Below are 16,285 nucleotides of genomic sequence, written 5' to 3'. Positions count from 1 at the left end.
ACATGTCAGACGTTCGCGATAAATCTGACAACGCCGAAATCGTTCAGCCGCCGACACGCCGCGAATGGATTGGGCTCGCAGTCCTCTCCATCGGCCTCGGACTGATCGTCCTCGACGGCACGATCGTCGGTGTGGCACTGCCGGTAATCATCGCCGACCTGAAGCTCGACCTCACCGACGCCCAGTGGGTGAACAGTCTCTACGCCGTGGTGCTGGCTGCGCTGCTGCTATCGACGGGGCGACTGTCGGACCGGTGGGGCCGGAAGAAAATGTTCCTGTTTGGCCTCACGATCTTCGTCGGCGGCAGCCTGCTTGCCGCCGCGGCCGGGTCTGCGGGCGTGTTGATCGGGGCCCGCGCCGTTCAGGCCGTTGGTGCTGCGTTCATCATGCCGTCGACGTTGTCGACGGTGAACACGGTGTTCCGCGGCAAGTATCGAGCCGCCGCATTCGGCGTCTGGGGTGCAGTGATTTCCGGGGCCGCGGCGATCGGCCCGCTGGCCGGTGGTGCCCTGACGCAATGGGCTTCGTGGCATTGGATCTTCTTGGTGAACTTGCCGCTGGGCATCTTGGTTGCCGTAGCGGCGATCTTCACCGTGCCCGAGTCGAAGGGCCGCAGCGACCGTCCCGGTGCCGACGTCGACGGCGCGCTGCTGAGCATCATCGCCTTTGGAGCCCTTGTTTTCGCGGTCATCGAAGGACCTGACCTGGGCTGGTGGAAACCGATCAATGAGTTCCGCGCCTTTGGTTTGACGTGGTCCACCGATGCTGCGATTTCGATTGTTCCGGTCGCATTCGCTATCGCGGCGGCAGCACTTGGCCTGTTCCTGATCTGGGAGAACCACCGCCGCAAGAATGGCCGGTCGGCGCTGCTCGATCTTCGACTGTTCCGTCTTCCCACGTTCTCGTGGGGCAACCTCACGGCCACGACCGTGGCGGTCGGCGAATTTGCGCTCCTGTTCGCGCTGCCGCTGTACCTCATCAACGCTCTAGGTTTCGACGTGATGGAGGCCGGTCTGGTGCTGGCGGCGATGGCTGTCGGCGCGTTCGTCTCCGGTGCCTTGGCTCGACATCTCGCCGCCCGGTTCGGTGCCGCCACGACCGTCCTCATCGGCCTCGGCTTAGAACTGATCGGCGTGCTAGTTCTGGTCCTGGTAATCCACGGGACCACCTCCGGCTGGATCATTGCGCTCCCGCTGATCGCGTACGGTCTGGGCCTCGGGCTCGCGTCCGCCCAGCTCACAAGTACTGTGCTGCGTGACGTTCCGGTCGACGATTCGGGTCAGGGGTCGGCCACGCAGAGCACTGTCCGCCAGGTCGGTTCGGCGTTGGGCACCGCCTTCTCAGGTGCGGCGCTGTCCATCGCCCTCGCGATCACCCTGCCCTCGTCGTTGACCAGCGCGGGAATCTCCGGGCCGGAGGCAGACCACCTCGCCGACGCCACCCGAGAGTCGGCGGGCACGACCATCTCGATGCTGCGTGTGGAAGGCACCCATAGTCCGGTGGGCGAGCAGACCAACGATGCCGTCCACGCGCTGGCTGACGGATTCGCCGACGCCACCCGCTGGTCGATGCTCGTCGGTGCGCTGTTCCTGGCACTCGGCTTTATCGCCGCGACTCGACTGCGTCGTGCCAGTGCCACCACGAAAGCTAGTCGACGGCGTCCGACACCGTCGTTCACTCACGAATAGAGGACCTTCATGCGCTTGCGCGACAATCCCATCATTCAGGTCAGCCGGAATCTGCCGTGCACCCCGGAGCAGGCGTGGGCGCTCGTCACCGACATCGCGCTCCCCACACAGGTCGACGGCGAATTGCAGCGCGCCGAATGGATCGACGGCGCCGACGGTGTGGCCCCCGGGGCCCGTTTCCGTGGCTTCAACGCCAGCGACGCGATGGGCGAATGGACGACGCTGTCGGAGGTCGTCGACTTCGAGGACGGTCGTCGTTGGGTGTGGTCCGTCGGCCCCGACTCCGCTGACACCGCCGGTGCCTCGTGGGCAACGTGGGGATTCGAGGTCGACCCCACGCGCGACGGCTGCGTCGTCCGACAGTTTGCACGCGCCGGCGACGGCGACTCCCCCTTCGCGGCGGTCGTAGCTGCTACCCCAGAGAAGGAAGGCCGCATCATCGACTACCGCCTCAACGTGTGGCGTCAAGGCATGGAAGCCAACCTCGACGCCGTCGAAGCTGCGCTCGCACCGTGACTAGGCCGAACCCAAAGTTGTGACCGAGCATTTTCGGCAACTCTCGACCATGAACCTGAATCGGATTCGCATTTTCGGCATTCTTGGGTAACGGATGGAGTGTCGCTGCTGCCCTAATAGTTTCCGTATCTGCCAGATACAGGCAGCTACGGAAACTATTAACGTTCGACGAGCCTCGACGGCGCGCGACCTAGCCGATGAGTTCCTTCATCACGGCCATGTCGTCGACGCGCTGCTTGTGGGTGCTCGCGACGGCGGAGCCGAGGATGACGCTGGCGCCGCTACCGCGGAAGCGGTCGACCTGCTCGGCAACCTTGGCGCGCGGGCCAATGAAGCTCATGGCTTCAATCAGTTCCTGCGGGACGGCCGCGGCTGCCTCGTCCTTGCGGCCTTCCAGGTATAGGTCCTGGATCAGCTTGGCCTCTTCGACGTAGCCGTACCGCTGCACGAGGGCGTTGTAGAAGTTCTTGCCGCGCGCACCCATGCCGCCCACGTAGAGAGCCGTGTGGTGGCGGACCGCGGCCTGGGCGTTCGCGATCTGGTCGGCGTCCTCGGTAATCAGCACCACGGCCTGCACCACGATCTTCAGATCCGGCAACGACGGATCGCGCTTAGCCTTGCCCTCGGCCAACGACTCACCAAACGCCGCGTCCACGTGATCGGGATGGAAAAGGAAGGGCTGCAGTTCCTCAAACATTTCGGCAGCGAGCGACACGTTCTTCGGGCCAATAGCGGCAAGGAGCATCGGGATGTTGTCGCGCACCGGATGGTTGATGATCTTCAGTGCCTTACCGAGGCCACTGCCACCGTCTTCCTTGGTGAGCGGCAACTGGTAGTGCTTGCCGCGATGCTCGAGGCGTTCACGACGCCACACCTTGCGGCAAATCTCGGCGTTCTCGCGGGCCCGGCCCAGCGGGTAGTCGTACTTGACGCCATGAAAGCCCTCAATCACCTGCGGTCCCGAAGCCCCGATACCCAAAACCGTACGACCGCCGCTCACATAATCGAGGCCGGCCGCCGTCATCGCGAGGTTGGTTGGCGTCCGCGAGTACATCGGCAGAATGCCGGTCTGCAACTCCATGGTGTCGGTGCGGGCGGCAATGTAGCCAAGCTGGCTGACGGCGTCGAAGGTGTAGGCCTCGGCAACCGCGATACGACCAACGCCGACCCCCTCGTAGTCACGGAGGTTATCAATGGTCTCGCGGAAATCTCCCGCGTAATTGATCGGCATTCCCAGCGTCATCTGCGTCATGGGCCGATTCTGGCACATCGTCTCAATCCCCATCCGACGACGCGCAACACCCGCGGATGCCCGGCACCGGTTCACCTGCCGGACACCTGCGTTCCACCTGGACTTCCCAATCACCTAACAACACCCGGTGACCCGTTACCCACCAGCAGATGAACTTTGAGTTAACGAGGTAGCTGAATGTAGATATCCGCAGGTCAGAGGACTAATGACTACGTCACACCGTCTTGACTCGGACCAGGCTGGAACCGTCATAGTGGTGGTCATGACCGCAGAGATGCTCATCCTCGTGCTGTTGATAGTCACGGCCCTCGGCTTTGACTTCACCAACGGGTTTCACGACACCGGCAACGCTATGGCCACGTCCATCGCCACGGGCGCCCTCAAGCCCAAGGTTGCCGTTGGTCTGTCGGCAATACTGAACTTGGTCGGCGCGTTCCTTTCCGTTGAGGTTGCGGCAACCATCACCAAGGACGTGCTGAAGATTCAGCAAACATCCGGTGACGACAAAGGCGACCTCGTCGCCGGGCTCGACGCCAACAAGGCGTTGATCATTATTTTCGCCGGCCTTATCGGTGCCATCCTGTGGAATCTCTTCACCTGGCTGTTCGGTCTGCCGTCGAGTTCGTCGCACGCCCTGTTCGGTGGCCTGATCGGTTCCGGCCTCGCGGCCATCGGCTCGTCGGGCATCAACTGGCACGGCATTCTGGCAAAGATTGTGGTCCCCGCACTGTTTGCCCCGGTCATCGCTTGCATCGTCGCCGCCCTCGGCACGCTCCTGATCTACGCGATCACCCACGGCATCTCCGACCGCAAGAAGGAGAAGGGCTTCCGGAACGGCCAGATCGCTTCCGCGTCGCTCGTCTCCCTCGCTCACGGCACCGGTGACGCACAGAAGACGATGGGTGTTATCGCCCTCGCCCTGATCGCGACCGGTCACCTCGACGCCAGCAGCGTGGCCCACGGCCTCCCGTTCTGGGTTGTCCTCTCCTGTGCCGGAGCGATTGCCCTCGGCACTTGGCTTGGCGGCTGGCGCATCATCCGCACCCTCGGCAAGGGCCTCGTCGAGATCAAGGCCCCGCAGGGGATGGCTGCCGAGGCTTCATCCGCGGCCATCATCCTGACTTCGTCGGTGTCGGGCATGGCACTGTCGACCACGCACGTCGCCACCGGCTCGATCCTTGGTTCGGGCCTAGGAAAGAAGGGCGCCGAAGTCCGCTGGGGCGTGGCTGGCCGGATGGCCGTCGCCTGGTTGACGACACTCCCCGCCGCAGCCCTTGTCGGCGCACTCTGCTTCTGGCTCGCCAACGCTGTCGGCGGCGCTACGGGCGCCATCGTGATCTTCCTGGTCCTCGTCTCCATGTCCGCGTACATCTACTTCCGCGCCCAGCGCCAGAAGGTCGACGCCGACAATGTCAACGCCGAATGGGACGACTCCACCAACTCGCCAGTGCCAGCCGCGGGTGACCCCGCAGGCCAGGCCTAATCGTCGAACCAGAGAAAGGCACTACTTCCTCATGGACATCGTCACTTCCATCACCCGGGTCCTCGCCATCGGACTCCTGTTCGGTGCCGGCCTGCCCGCACTGTTTGCGGTTGGCATGCGACTAGAAGCCATCGGACACGGAGACACCGGTAAGGAGCCCAACGCGGTTCCGCGTGTTCTCGGTTATGTGCTCTTCGCCATCGCCGGGCTCGTGATCGCGATCGCCATCCTGTGGATCACGCGGCAAACGCTCTACTACTACTTTGACCTGAAGATTTTCCCCGACTTCGCCTACAAGAAGTGACGGCCCCTCAAAAGCTTGCCAACGGTCTGAAAGGCACTGGTTAACACCATGGCACCATCGCTGTTCGACAACGTCATCAAGTGGGTTCGCGCGGGATACCCCGAGGGTGTCCCGGCATCGGATTACCCACCGCTCCTGGCTCTGCTGACTCCGGTCCTGTCTGAAACTGAAATCACCGACATTGTGCTGACGCTCGCCCTCGAGCACGGTGCCGACACTCCGGCCTCCCCGGAACGAATCCGCGACGCTATCCATGCGGTCACCGAAACTGCACCGTCCGAAGATGAGACCCGCCAGGTGGCCGCTCGACTGGCCGCCGCCGGTTGGCCGCTGACCGACCACGTCATCGTCGCCGAATAACGCCGCTGATCCCGGTATGTCTGCGCGCGTCCTTCGGCCGCTAGTTTTGCCCGCAAATCCCGCCGTGCTCGATGCCCGGCGGGATCTGTTGGCTCTGCTCAACGGCGAGGCCGCCTACTTGCCACTCCCCGCTGATTCGCCTGCCGAAGTGCAACGACTATCGCAGGCATTGGCTGTCGACGAACCCATCCGGGACGACGCAGTCCTCGTCGTATCGACATCGGGCACCACGGGTACCCCCAAGGGCGCGATGCACACAGCAGGCTCATTGCGGGCCTCCGCCGACGCCACCGCCGAACAGCTCGGCGGCCCCGGCAGTTGGCTGCTGGCTCTCCCCCCGCACCACATTGCGGGGATGCAGGTGATGCTGCGGTCGTTGGCCGCGGGCCATGACCCGGTCGTCTTAGACCTCACCGAGGGATTTAACCCGGTGACCTTCGCTGAGGAACTTCGGTCCATGCGCGGCGAACGTCGCTACACCTCGCTGGTCCCGGGACAACTGTGGAAAGCACTCAGCTACCAACCGGCCGTCGAGGCACTTCGAGATGTTGACGGCATCCTCGTCGGCGGTGCCGCCACCGGCCCCGACCTGCTGGCCGCCGCATTCGACGCGCGCCTGCCGATCGTCCGCACCTACGGCATGAGCGAGACCGCTGGCGGCTGCGTCTACGACGGCTCCCCCCTCCGCGGCGTCCAGATCAAAGTCAGCGACCCCGACGACGCCGGCATCGGCCGGGTCGCTCTTGGCGGGCCGACCCTGGCACTCGGCTACCGCAACCTCCCCGACCATCCGGCATTCGCCGAACCCGGCTGGTTCCAGACCGATGACCTCGGCCGATTTACCAGCGCCGACAACGGCGATCTTCTCGAAATCGTCGGCCGGGCCGATGAAGCGATTTCCACGGGCGGTCTCACCGTAATCCCACAGATCGTCGAATCGGTGCTGCAAGCGTTCGGCGAAATCGCCGAGTGCGCCGTGTTTGGACTGCCGGATGATCGACTCGGCGAGAGGATCGTCGCGGCAGTCGTGCTGACACCCGGTTCAGACCTGGACGTCGCCGCGGTTCGTGAACTGGTGACGAAACGGCTCGACCGCTACGCGGTACCGCGCGAAATCTTCTACGTCGATGCACTCCCACTGCGCGGGCCCGGCAAGGTCGATCGCCGGGCACTCGTCGCGCAGTTCTCGTAACGCGCCGACTTATGCGGCGGGCAGGAGCGCGTCACCGTCGGACGGAACGCTAGCGCCGACATCCGCAATGGCCGGTGTCTCCGCCGCATCATCACCGATGGCCGGGGCTGGCACCCCCACAGTCGGCAACTCGGGCACCTCACTGGGCGCGATCGCGTTGGGCACCGCGGGCGCACTCGGCTCTGCCAGGACCGGTCCATCTTCGCTGCTGGGCAGCACGATCGGTGCCACCGCTGGCTGCGGATTCACCACCTCGGGCAGCGCCGGGTCGACGGCCGTCGGGTCGGCAACCGGCACCGTCGGGTCAGGGGTCAGCGGCACCTCGTGAAGTTTCACCGTCGCATCGGTATTCACCGCCGTAATCTCCTGGGTTGGGAAGAACCATTCCGCCAAGGCATCCCAACGCTCAAGTCGCGCCAGCGACACCGGGATCCCCAGCCAGCCGTAGACCATCTCCCGGAACAGCGCGATCGGGTGGAAGGTGTCGTAAATCTCGTAGGTGCTGTTGCCCTCGTAGCTCTTGAAGGTTTTGATGTGCTTGAGGTTCTCGATGTGCGCGTACGTGTATGGGCCGGTACCCGTATGGATTACCGAGTAGCCGAGCAGGTTCACGACCAGCGACGTCACCGGCCGGTACCAGGTCCATTGGACGTGAGCGATAGTGTCGCCCTGCACGATGACGTGAATCACGGTGGTGTCGCCGGTCTTGCCCGGGTCGCGAGCACCGTCGTTCTGGACGCCGAGCAGGCCCAACAGCAGACCGGAGAAGGGCACATTCTTGAGCGCCCCCTTTATTCCCCAGGGGCTACGCGGATCGGAGATGATCAGGACCGTGGTGTTAGGGCCCAGCGAACCGGCTTCCTCTGCGGCATTACCCAACGCGTCGGCCCCTTGCGAGTAGCCGGTGTAGACGATGACCTCGCCCGAATCTTTCAGCGTTTTCATCACTTCCACGGTGTGTGCCACTGCCACCGACTTCGATTCGTCGTACGTGGGTGCCCACAGCGGTAGCCACGCACCAGACTTACCTGAGATCGCTGGCCAGAATGATTCCGGGTAGCGGATGATCAGCGATTCGCGGTCGCCGATGAGGTCGTTGATGCGCGGGGAGCGATTGTCGGTGGTGCCTGGAACCACCACGACGAAGGCATCGTCCGAGTTGGGAACCCACATTCCGAGTTGATTGTGATCGGCGTGCAGGGTGTCCCCCGGAAACGCGATCGTGTCCTCGAAACCGGCAGGCATCGGACTCGCCGACACCAGCGCGCCTGGCACCACCAGCCCCAAACTGATTCCGAATGCAGCAATTGCCGACGCTACTTTATTGCGCTTCACAGTAATCTCCACGACTGAAGTCGTCCCCCGACGAGACGATGTCCACATATCGTCCCGCCACGGCGGCAAAAGCATGCCTCGTTTGCCGAAAATGTCGATTATTCAGAAACGAATAATTGGCAGCCGCGACCGCAGCGCAAGCAAAGGCAGCGCTCAACCCTGCAGTTAGGCAGCGGGCGTGAGGGATTCGTCGCTGGATGTGTCGCCGGCAGCATCGACACCCGCGATATCACCGACCGGTTCAACTGGCGCTTGATCGTCCGCGGAATCCGAAACTGGGCCCTGCTGGCTCAAGTCTTCGGTGACCGGAGCATCGGGTGCCGCATGACTCGGGGCGGTAAATTCGGGCCCATAGTCGTTGGTGACCGGGTCGCCCTGTTCGTCGACCAATTGGTGCTTCGGCTCCGACGCCGAGCGCAATGTCGACTCACCGCCAGAGGCGTCCGTCGCCGGATCGCCAGCCTCGGGAACGGTTGGCGCGGACACCGGCGATCCCGAGGACAACGGCACCTCGTGAACCTTCACCTTCGGGTCGGCGTTCGATACCGAAACCTCCTGGGTGGGATAGAACAGTTCGGCACTCGCATCCCAACGCTCCAACTGCGTTTGTGACACCGGCAAGCCCAGCGCGTCGTAGATCATCGCGTTGAACAGCGCGATCGGGTGGTAGGTGTCGTAGATCTCGTAGGTGCTGTTGCCGTCGTCGCTCTGCAGAGTCTTGACGTGATTGAGATTCTCGGTGTGCGCGTACGTGTACGGGCCGGTCCCGGAATGGATCGTCAGGAACCCGAGCCCATTCACGGCCAACGACGACACCGGCCGGTACCAAATCCACTGGGTATTGGCGACGGGATCGCCCTGCACAATCACGTGGACCACCTTGGCGTCGCCCGCCTTTGCGGGGTCGCGAGCACCGTCGTTATCGATGCCGATGACCTTGAGCACCTGGTCCGCGAACGGCACCTTCTTGCCGAACGACTTTATCCCCCACGGGCTGCGCGGATCGGAGACCAGCACGATGGTCGAGTTGGGCCCCAACGTACCGGGCGGTGCCTGCTCAACAGCGTTACCCAAGGCGTCCGAACCCTGCGAATAGCCGGTGTAGACAATCACGTCGTCGGCGTCCTTCAACGCCTCCATCACCGCGAGGGTGTTGTTCGTGGCGACCGAACGCGACTTATCGTAGGTCGGCGCAAAGAACGGCAGTTTGCCAGACTTACCGGCGATCACCGGGAAGAACGATTCAGGGTAGTTGACGATCAGCGATTCGCGCTCCCCGACCAAGTCGTTAATGCGCGGCGACCGATCATCATCGGTGCCGGGTACCACCACGACAAAGGCATTGTCGGCGTTGGGAACCCAATCCCCGAGTTGGTCATGATCGGCAGTGAGTTGCTCGCCGAGCGTCCCGACCGATTGATCGAAGCCGGCGGGTAGCGGGTTCGCTGTCGCCAGCGCCCCCGGAACCACAAGTCCCGCACAAATTCCGCATGCTGCTACCGACGTCGCAATTCTTCCGCGTTTCAAGGCACGTCCCCCACTGAATGTCACTTAATGGCGAGACGTGTCCTCCGCATCGTCGCGCCGCAACAATAAAAACATGCCGCAATCTCCCAAAAACAGTCCTTCCTACAGTGACGTATGAACGGCTGTCACCTGTTCTCGTGACACCTACGGAGTCGTTCCCAGTGGGCCAACTCCGGGATGAGAGACTGATCCCGTGGCAACCGTGACTCAATGGATCGAAGGCGCTCGACCGCGCACCCTCCCCAACGCAATCGCTCCGGTGATCGCGGGCACGGGTGCCGCCGTGCACCTGAGCAGCATCGACGGGCACAACGACGTCGTCTGGTGGAAAGCCGCACTCGCGCTCGTCGTCGCACTGGCACTCATCGTTGGCGTGAATTACGCAAACGACTACTCCGACGGCATCCGCGGCACGGACGACGATCGAGTCGGCCCGCTGCGACTCGTCGGATCCGGGGTCGCTTCCCCCGGGTCGGTAAAGGCCGCGGCGTTCACCTGCCTGGGCGTCGGTGCCGTCGCCGGGTTGGTGTTGGCCATCGCGACAGCGTGGTGGCTGGTGCTGATCGGTGCGGTCTGTATCGCTGGCGCATGGTTCTACACCGGCGGCAAACGTCCCTACGGATACTTGGGCTTTGGCGAGATTGCCGTATTCGTGTTCTTCGGTCTGGTCGCCGTCCTCGGCACTCAATTCGTCACCGTCGGCACCATTGACTGGATCGGTATCGGATGTGCCATCGCGGTGGGCTCGTTGTCGAGCGCGGTCCTCGTCGCGAACAACCTGCGTGACATCCCGACCGACACCGAGTCCGGCAAGGTCACCCTCGCCGTCCGTCTCGGTGACGCCCGCACGCGCACCCTGTTCCTGGTGTTATGCCTGGTGCCGGTGGTCGTGAGTATCGGCCTCGCCGTTGCCGTTCCGGCCGCTGCGGCCGGTCTGATCGTGATCGTCCCACTCATTAAGCCGATCAAGTTGGTCCTTGGCGGCGCCCAGGGCCGCAACCTCATCCCCGTCCTGGCCCTCACCGGCATGGCCATGCTGGTCTGGTCGGTCGCCACCGCGCTGGGACTGTCGTTCGGGTAGCGACACAGATCCGCTGCGCGTCGACGTGGCGGGATCCCAAACAAGGAGGGCGACAACGCATGATTGCGTCGTCGCCCTCCCGTTTTGATTGTCGTACTAGTGCGCGGGCGCGTCCGGCATGGTGGCGAGGACGGCAGCGCGGAGACTGTCGACGGTCGTCGCCGATTCGACGACAGCTACTCCGGCCGGGTCACCACCGTCGAGGATGGCCAGGAGCAACCGCGAGACGCTGATGTCCTGGTCGTGATGCTCGCGGGCGGAGTGGAACGCGTCCCGGATGGCTTCGCGTGCCGGCCCGGACAGCCGACTGCCACGGCCCCGACCGCGAGGCCCACGACGGCCGCGGCCGCCGCCCGGACCAAACCCCGGGCCTTCGCCGCATCCGCGACCGCCTGGCCGTCCACGACGGGGGCGATCACCCCAGCCTTCGGAGAGGTCCTCACCGAAGCGGTCACCGACTGCTTCGCGCAGTTTGTCGAGGTCAATGCCGATGGTGAGCAGGGCTTCTCGGTCTTCTTCGTAGCGGTCGGCGCGATCTTTCGGATCGCTTTCCGAGCGCCGTTCGCGCACGGCCTCTCGGGCTGCCGCCAAGGTGAGCCCCTCGTCGGCCAGCACCGCGAACAGCGGACTGCGAGCGTTGCCCAACATGCCAAGGAGGAGGTGGTCGGTGCCGATCTCGCGGCTGCCGAGTTCTTGTGCTTCTTGCCCCGCGAACATCATCAGGGCGCGTGCGTCTGAGTTGAAACGGTCAAACATTGTTGCCGTCCTTTCCTACCGCTTGCGCGGCTTCACGATTTGAATGCTTTTGATGCACCGCTTGACGGCTGATCTGCAGAACATCGGCAATCGCCTGCCAGCTCCAGTCCTGCGACCTTGCCGAAGTCACATGAATGTCCTCGAGCCGGTCGGCGAGAGTTCGCAGAGCCCGAACCACGGCCAGTCCCGCTGCGGGGTCGTCGCTAATCGCTGCCCGCATCATGGAATCGTCGCCGTTCGGTCGTTCATCACTGTGCATGATGTCAATATATGTTGACGCTCGACCTCTGTCAACAATTATTGACAATTGTTCGCTGCGCACGGCCCCCGGCCCGTTCTCGCATGATGCGTCGATTCCCGCACTATGTCGGACATAGTGCGGGAATCGACGCATCATGCGAGAACGGGAAAAGGTGGGGTTACTCTTCGACGAGGGAGGCGGAGATGTTCATGCGGGAGGCACGCATGGCCGGGACCAAAGCACCCACGAGACACAAGACGACGGGGACTGCGACATAGCCAAAGGCCGACCACTGTGGCGCGTAGGCAATGTCGATCGACGTGGTCTTTGTGAGGATTCGGTCGGCGAGGAGGTGCAGACCGCTGCCGAGCAGGAGTCCGACCGCCGCGCCAACCAGCGCAATCGACGCCGCCTCAGCCAACACCATCCGAGAAATGAAGCGGCGCGACGCCCCCATGGCACGTAGGACGGCGAGTTCGCGGCGTCGTTCCAACACCGACAACAGCAATGTGTTGAGCAACGCGATCGCGGCCGCGCCCGCGACGATCCATTGAATCGCGACGGTAAAGGCACCCGCTTGTTCGGCGCTCTTCTTGGTCGCGTCAAGCGCCTCCACCCCGGTGTACACCTGGACTGGCCGGTCGCCGAGGCCCGGATGCGCGGCCGCGATCGCCGACAGTTCACCACGCAGTTGCGCCTGATCGGCCCCGGGTTCGGCCGTCACCTGCAGGTAGGTGTTGCCGTCGCGGAGGAACCACTCTCTGAGCAACGTATTCGACACGGCCCCGGTCCCAGAGTCAATAGCGACGTAGTTGACGGTGTCTCGGACAACGAGTTCGTGATAGCCGGTGGGCGTCGCGAGGCGGACGGTGTCGCCGGTCGTGACACCGAGAGCCCTGGCGAGCACCTTCGACAGCAGGATTCCGTTGCCAGCCAGGGTTTGCCGGACGGCGTCGTCGGACGATTTTTTAATGAACGGTGCCGACGCTCCGGGTTCGAGCCCCTGTAGCAGTACCCGGGCATCGCCGATATTGACGGTGGCCCATTGGCCGCCGACCACCTTCTTCACGCCCGGCAGTTGGCTGACCTGCTCCTTGATCTCCGGCGCCAGAATGGGGCCCAGCGGAATTGATTCGGCACTGCGCGACGAGACATAGAAATCCGGGTCCGACAGTCCTTCCATCGACCCCGAGATCGAGCCGATGAGGTTGTTGAGGGAACCGGAGATGCCAACGCCGACAGCGATCGCGACGGCCACGGTCATCACTGTGGCCCACACGCGCCGTGGCGCACGACCACTGTTCACCGAGGCCAATCGGCCGGGGCCGCGCCACCAGTTCGACGCTACGACTACCCCGCGAACGAGCAACACCATGAGTGCGAAGCAAAGCAGGATCCCGCCAGCCGAATACACTGCGCCAGCCAAAATCGCGGCACGACCGTCGATGGTTTCGGCGACAACCCAGGCCCCGACGATCAGCGCGACCCCGACGACCCCGCTGGCGATCAGCAACCGCCTCGCGGGTGGTGTCGCATCGGCGGCTTCTCCGGGCACCATCGCCTCGACGGGCGCGACGGAGAACACCGACCGGGCCGCCAGCATCGTCGCACCGACGCACGCGGCAACGCAGGCCAGCACGGCCACGACCGGCGCATAGGCTGGCAAATGGTAGTTGACGACGACGCCGACGGCTTCGGACGCGTCGGGTAGGCGACCGATAATCCAGCGGCCGGCGAGGATCCCCAACGGGATACCGACAATTCCGCCGACGAGCCCGAGGATCGCCGATTCAGCGAGCAGGTCACCGACCAGGTGCCTGCGGCGGGCACCGAGCGCGCGCAGCAACGCCAACGACTGTCGCCGCGAAGCAACGGCCATGTTCATGGTGTTAAAGACGAGGAAGGCCGCGATGATCAACGACACCAGCGACACCAGGAGTGTGGAGTCATGCGTGACGGAGTTCGCCACCTCGACTTGCTTTACCCGAAAGTCGGGGTTCACCACCGTGGCACGACCGCCAACAACGTTGGCCGCCTGTGTGCTGAGATCCGCCTGCGCCACACCTGGTTTCGGCACGATGAGGATGGAGTCGACGGCACCGTTGAGACCGGCCAGACGCTGCGCGAGTCCCAGGTAGGCGAACACGAAACGACCGCCGTTGAGTGTTTGTGAGGCTGCGTCGTCGATCACCTCGACAACCGTCACGTCCACTCCCGACAGCGTCAACTGCTGCCCCTTGTGAAGCCCGGTGGCCGCCCCGACGACGATTCCGTCGTCGAGTTGGGAGGTATCGATGCCACCCGATCCGCCGGAGTTGATGGCGTCGCGCAACGTGCTCGACAGCGATGTCACGTACATGTCGGAGCCGAGGAGCACCGCCGGATGGTTGTTGAGGATGACGGTGCTGCGGACCAGCGGCACGACGGCTTTGGCACCAGGTGTCTCGCGGCGGAGTTCGCCGACGAGGTCGTCGTCGACGCCGCTGTCGGTGATGGCAGCAACTTCGACCGTCGCATCACCGGATAGGGCGGCATTAAACGCCCGCACTGATTCCGACATCGACCCGTAGGTGCCGAGAACCGCCACCAGGAGGGCCGATGACACCAGCACCACCGCGAGCGAGGTCACCACCCGGAGACGATGGCCGACGAGTTCGCGCAGGTTGAAAATCCGGACTCGCGTCAGCCCGGCGAGCAACGCACTCACGTCAGTGTCCCCCGTCGATCTTTCCATCTCGCACGGTCACCACGCGGTCGCAGACGGCGGCGGCGTTAGCATCGTGGGTCACCATCAGCACCAGGCGGTCGGGGTCGTCGTGCGCAACTTCGGCGAGCAGTTCCAGCACGTCGGCACCGGTCTTGGAGTCAAGGTTGCCCGTCGGTTCGTCGGCGAGCAGGATTTTGGGGTCCATCATCAGCGACCGCGCGATCGCGACGCGTTGCATCTGCCCGCCCGATAGTTCCGACGGTCGGTGGTCGGTGCGACCGCCAAGGCCGACCCGCTCCAGAAGTTCTATCGCCCTCGGCTTCGAAGCCCGCAGCGATTGGGAGTCCAACAGCCTTGGCAGTGCCACATTTTCCCACGCGGTGAGGGTGGGGACGAGGTTAAAGAACTGAAAGATAAAACCGACTCGCTTGCGTCGAAACTCTGATGCGGCGTCGTCGGACAGGCTCGCTAGGTCGGTGCCGTCGACCCGAATGGTGCCGGAGGTGGGGACATCGAGCGCCCCGATGATGTGCAGCAGCGTCGATTTACCCGCGCCGGACGGTCCCACGACCGACACGAATTGGCCGCCGTCGAGAGTCAGGGACGCACCGTCGAGTGCCCTGACTGTTTCGGTTCCCATCTGGTATTCGCGAACGAGATTCGACGCCTCGACTACCGCCATGATTCTCCGTGCTCCCCGCATTGCGTTGCACGACAAGGCCGACGGGCCCCAGTGCTTCTACCTGGGCTCGCGCCACTCTCCGGTATCGAAAAATTCGGTGAGCGTGGCAGTTGGTGGTCCCAGGTCGAGTTGTTGCTCGGCGATCCACTCGTCGTTGAAGTATGTGTGATCGTATCGGTCACCACTGTCGCACAGTAACGAGACGACACTGCCAGAACGTCCCATCTTGGCCATGTCGGCGATGAGCGTGCAGACACCCCAAAAGTTTGTGCCGGTCGATCCCCCGACCCGACGGCCGAGTCGGTCACTCAGAAAACGCATCGCGGCCACCGATGCAGCGTCGGGCACCGGAATCATGCCGTCGATAACCTGTGAAACAAACGACGGTTCGACGCGCGGTCGTCCAATGCCCTCTATGCGTGACGCGGTCGACGAAGTGAGCGTGCCGTCACCAGATTCGTAGGCGGGCAGGAACACCGAGTTCTCGACGTCGACAACGCACAGGCGTGTCGGGTGCTGGCGGTAGCGCAGGTAGCGGCCGAATGTCGCCGAAGTGCCGCCCGTGCCGGCACCAACCACAATCCATTCGGGGATCGGGTGACGTTCGGCCTCCATTTGCGCAAACACCGACTCGGCGATGTTGTTGTTGCCGCGCCAATCGGTGGCGCGTTCGGCCATCGTGAACTGGTCGATGAAATGGCCACCGAGTTCGGCTTCCAGCCGCTGGGCGACCGTATAGATTTCTGACGGGGTGTCAACAAAATGACAGATGCCGCCTTGCGCTTCGATCAGCCGCGTTTTAGCGGGCGACGTTCCGCTCACCATCACGGCAATGAAGGGCAGCCCGATCAACTTGGCGAAGTACGCCTCCGACACCGCCGTCGACCCCGACGAGGCCTCAATGACGGTCGTATTTTCGCTAATCCAACCGTTACAAAGGCCGTACAAAAACAACGACCGTGCCAGTCGATGTTTAAGCGAGCCGGTGGGGTGCGTCGACTCGTCTTTCAGGTAGAGATCAATGCCGCCGCTAGCCGCCCATTCCGGAAGATCCACCTTGAGCAGGTGAGTATCGGCACTGCGACGACCGTCGGCCTCGATGAGCTGCACGGCCCGCGACGTCCACATGCGGTCGGAGGTGTGCTGCACCATCGACGTCAT

At 63.7% G+C, this 16,285-nt stretch carries 15 protein-coding genes; 7 read left to right on the top strand and 8 right to left on the bottom strand.

The window, feature by feature from the left end; all coding sequences use genetic code 11:
* Positions 1–2: 2 nt before the first annotated feature.
* Complete coding sequence (locus AC1L34_RS17060; RefSeq protein WP_424325318.1) at positions 3–1,688, top strand: MFS transporter; 1,686 nt, start codon at positions 3–5, stop codon at positions 1,686–1,688.
* 9 nt (positions 1,689–1,697) lie between these two features.
* Entirely contained in the window at positions 1,698–2,204 is a 507-nt protein-coding gene (locus AC1L34_RS17055; RefSeq protein WP_424293234.1) for an SRPBCC family protein, read from the top strand.
* 190 nt (positions 2,205–2,394) lie between these two features.
* Here AC1L34_RS17055 and AC1L34_RS17050 read toward each other — a convergent pair whose 3' ends face one another.
* Complete coding sequence (locus AC1L34_RS17050) at positions 2,395–3,456, bottom strand: LLM class F420-dependent oxidoreductase (protein ID WP_424293235.1); 1,062 nt, start codon at positions 3,454–3,456, stop codon at positions 2,395–2,397.
* 262 nt (positions 3,457–3,718) lie between these two features.
* Here AC1L34_RS17050 and AC1L34_RS17045 point away from each other — a divergent pair, with 262 nt between their 5' ends.
* From AC1L34_RS17045 to menE, 4 genes are read left to right on the top strand one after another with little or no spacing between them, the layout of a single operon-like run.
* Complete coding sequence (locus AC1L34_RS17045) at positions 3,719–4,939, top strand: inorganic phosphate transporter (RefSeq protein WP_424322013.1); 1,221 nt, start codon at positions 3,719–3,721, stop codon at positions 4,937–4,939.
* A 31-nt stretch (positions 4,940–4,970) separates the two neighbouring features.
* Positions 4,971–5,243 carry a hypothetical protein gene (locus AC1L34_RS17040; protein ID WP_424293236.1) on the top strand — a complete coding sequence of 91 codons (273 nt, stop codon included), beginning with the start codon at positions 4,971–4,973 and terminating at the stop codon, positions 5,241–5,243.
* A 48-nt stretch (positions 5,244–5,291) separates the two neighbouring features.
* Positions 5,292–5,603 (top strand): DUF3349 domain-containing protein, encoded by a 312-nt coding sequence (locus tag AC1L34_RS17035; protein WP_424293237.1) that lies wholly within the window; start codon positions 5,292–5,294, stop codon positions 5,601–5,603.
* A 16-nt stretch (positions 5,604–5,619) separates the two neighbouring features.
* On the top strand, positions 5,620–6,795 hold the full coding sequence (gene menE / locus AC1L34_RS17030; RefSeq protein WP_424325319.1) for an o-succinylbenzoate--CoA ligase: 1,176 nt from the start codon (positions 5,620–5,622) through the stop codon (positions 6,793–6,795).
* 9 nt (positions 6,796–6,804) lie between these two features.
* On the opposite strand, the gene AC1L34_RS17025 is transcribed toward menE, so the two are convergent.
* Positions 6,805–8,130, bottom strand: coding sequence for a PE-PPE domain-containing protein (locus AC1L34_RS17025; protein ID WP_480034962.1), 1,326 nt, complete (start codon positions 8,128–8,130; stop codon positions 6,805–6,807).
* A gap of 165 nt (positions 8,131–8,295) precedes the next feature.
* Complete coding sequence (locus AC1L34_RS17020) at positions 8,296–9,657, bottom strand: alpha/beta hydrolase family protein (protein WP_480034961.1); 1,362 nt, start codon at positions 9,655–9,657, stop codon at positions 8,296–8,298.
* Between the two features lie 193 nt (positions 9,658–9,850).
* Here AC1L34_RS17020 and AC1L34_RS17015 point away from each other — a divergent pair, with 193 nt between their 5' ends.
* A complete protein-coding gene (locus AC1L34_RS17015; RefSeq protein WP_424294299.1) occupies positions 9,851–10,738 on the top strand; it encodes a 1,4-dihydroxy-2-naphthoate polyprenyltransferase in 888 nt (295 codons plus the stop codon).
* Between the two features lie 96 nt (positions 10,739–10,834).
* On the opposite strand, the gene AC1L34_RS17010 is transcribed toward AC1L34_RS17015, so the two are convergent.
* The 5 genes from AC1L34_RS17010 to cds1 form a co-directional block, all read right to left on the bottom strand.
* The gene (locus AC1L34_RS17010) at positions 10,835–11,494 is read right to left on the bottom strand and encodes a Clp protease N-terminal domain-containing protein (RefSeq protein ID WP_424294298.1); all 660 of its coding nucleotides are present in this window, start codon (positions 11,492–11,494) and stop codon (positions 10,835–10,837) included.
* Positions 11,487–11,753 carry a helix-turn-helix domain-containing protein gene (locus AC1L34_RS17005; RefSeq protein WP_424294297.1) on the bottom strand — a complete coding sequence of 89 codons (267 nt, stop codon included), beginning with the start codon at positions 11,751–11,753 and terminating at the stop codon, positions 11,487–11,489. Before AC1L34_RS17005 ends, AC1L34_RS17010 begins: the two co-directional genes overlap by 8 nt.
* Positions 11,754–11,913: 160 nt before the next feature.
* Positions 11,914–14,442 carry an FtsX-like permease family protein gene (locus tag AC1L34_RS17000; RefSeq protein ID WP_424322268.1) on the bottom strand — a complete coding sequence of 843 codons (2,529 nt, stop codon included), beginning with the start codon at positions 14,440–14,442 and terminating at the stop codon, positions 11,914–11,916.
* A 1-nt stretch (position 14,443) separates the two neighbouring features.
* Positions 14,444–15,124: an ABC transporter ATP-binding protein gene (locus AC1L34_RS16995; RefSeq protein WP_424322269.1), complete on the bottom strand. Its 681-nt coding sequence runs from the start codon at positions 15,122–15,124 to the stop codon at positions 14,444–14,446.
* Positions 15,125–15,181: 57 nt separating this feature from the next.
* The gene (cds1, locus tag AC1L34_RS16990; protein WP_424294044.1) at positions 15,182–16,285 is read right to left on the bottom strand and encodes an L-cysteine desulfhydrase Cds1; all 1,104 of its coding nucleotides are present in this window, start codon (positions 16,283–16,285) and stop codon (positions 15,182–15,184) included.

The organism is Gordonia sp. 34D (assembly GCF_056682775.1).
Note: the sequence above shows the minus strand (reverse complement) of the source record. Positions and strands in the feature narration are given on the sequence as shown.

Coding starts and splice junctions, on each gene's coding strand:
- AC1L34_RS16995 (WP_424322269.1), bottom strand. CDS start 15,124: ATGGCGGTAGTCGAGGCGTCGAATCTCGTTCGCGAATACCAGATGGGA.
- menE (WP_424325319.1), top strand. CDS start 5,620: ATGTCTGCGCGCGTCCTTCGGCCGCTAGTTTTGCCCGCAAATCCCGCC.
- AC1L34_RS17050 (WP_424293235.1), bottom strand. CDS start 3,456: ATGACGCAGATGACGCTGGGAATGCCGATCAATTACGCGGGAGATTTC.
- AC1L34_RS17060 (WP_424325318.1), top strand. CDS start 3: ATGTCAGACGTTCGCGATAAATCTGACAACGCCGAAATCGTTCAGCCG.
- AC1L34_RS17005 (WP_424294297.1), bottom strand. CDS start 11,753: ATGCACAGTGATGAACGACCGAACGGCGACGATTCCATGATGCGGGCA.
- AC1L34_RS17055 (WP_424293234.1), top strand. CDS start 1,698: ATGCGCTTGCGCGACAATCCCATCATTCAGGTCAGCCGGAATCTGCCG.
- cds1 (WP_424294044.1), bottom strand. CDS start 16,285: ATGACGTCGATGGTGCAGCACACCTCCGACCGCATGTGGACGTCGCGG.
- AC1L34_RS17045 (WP_424322013.1), top strand. CDS start 3,719: ATGACCGCAGAGATGCTCATCCTCGTGCTGTTGATAGTCACGGCCCTC.
- AC1L34_RS17035 (WP_424293237.1), top strand. CDS start 5,292: ATGGCACCATCGCTGTTCGACAACGTCATCAAGTGGGTTCGCGCGGGA.
- AC1L34_RS17040 (WP_424293236.1), top strand. CDS start 4,971: ATGGACATCGTCACTTCCATCACCCGGGTCCTCGCCATCGGACTCCTG.
- AC1L34_RS17010 (WP_424294298.1), bottom strand. CDS start 11,494: ATGTTTGACCGTTTCAACTCAGACGCACGCGCCCTGATGATGTTCGCG.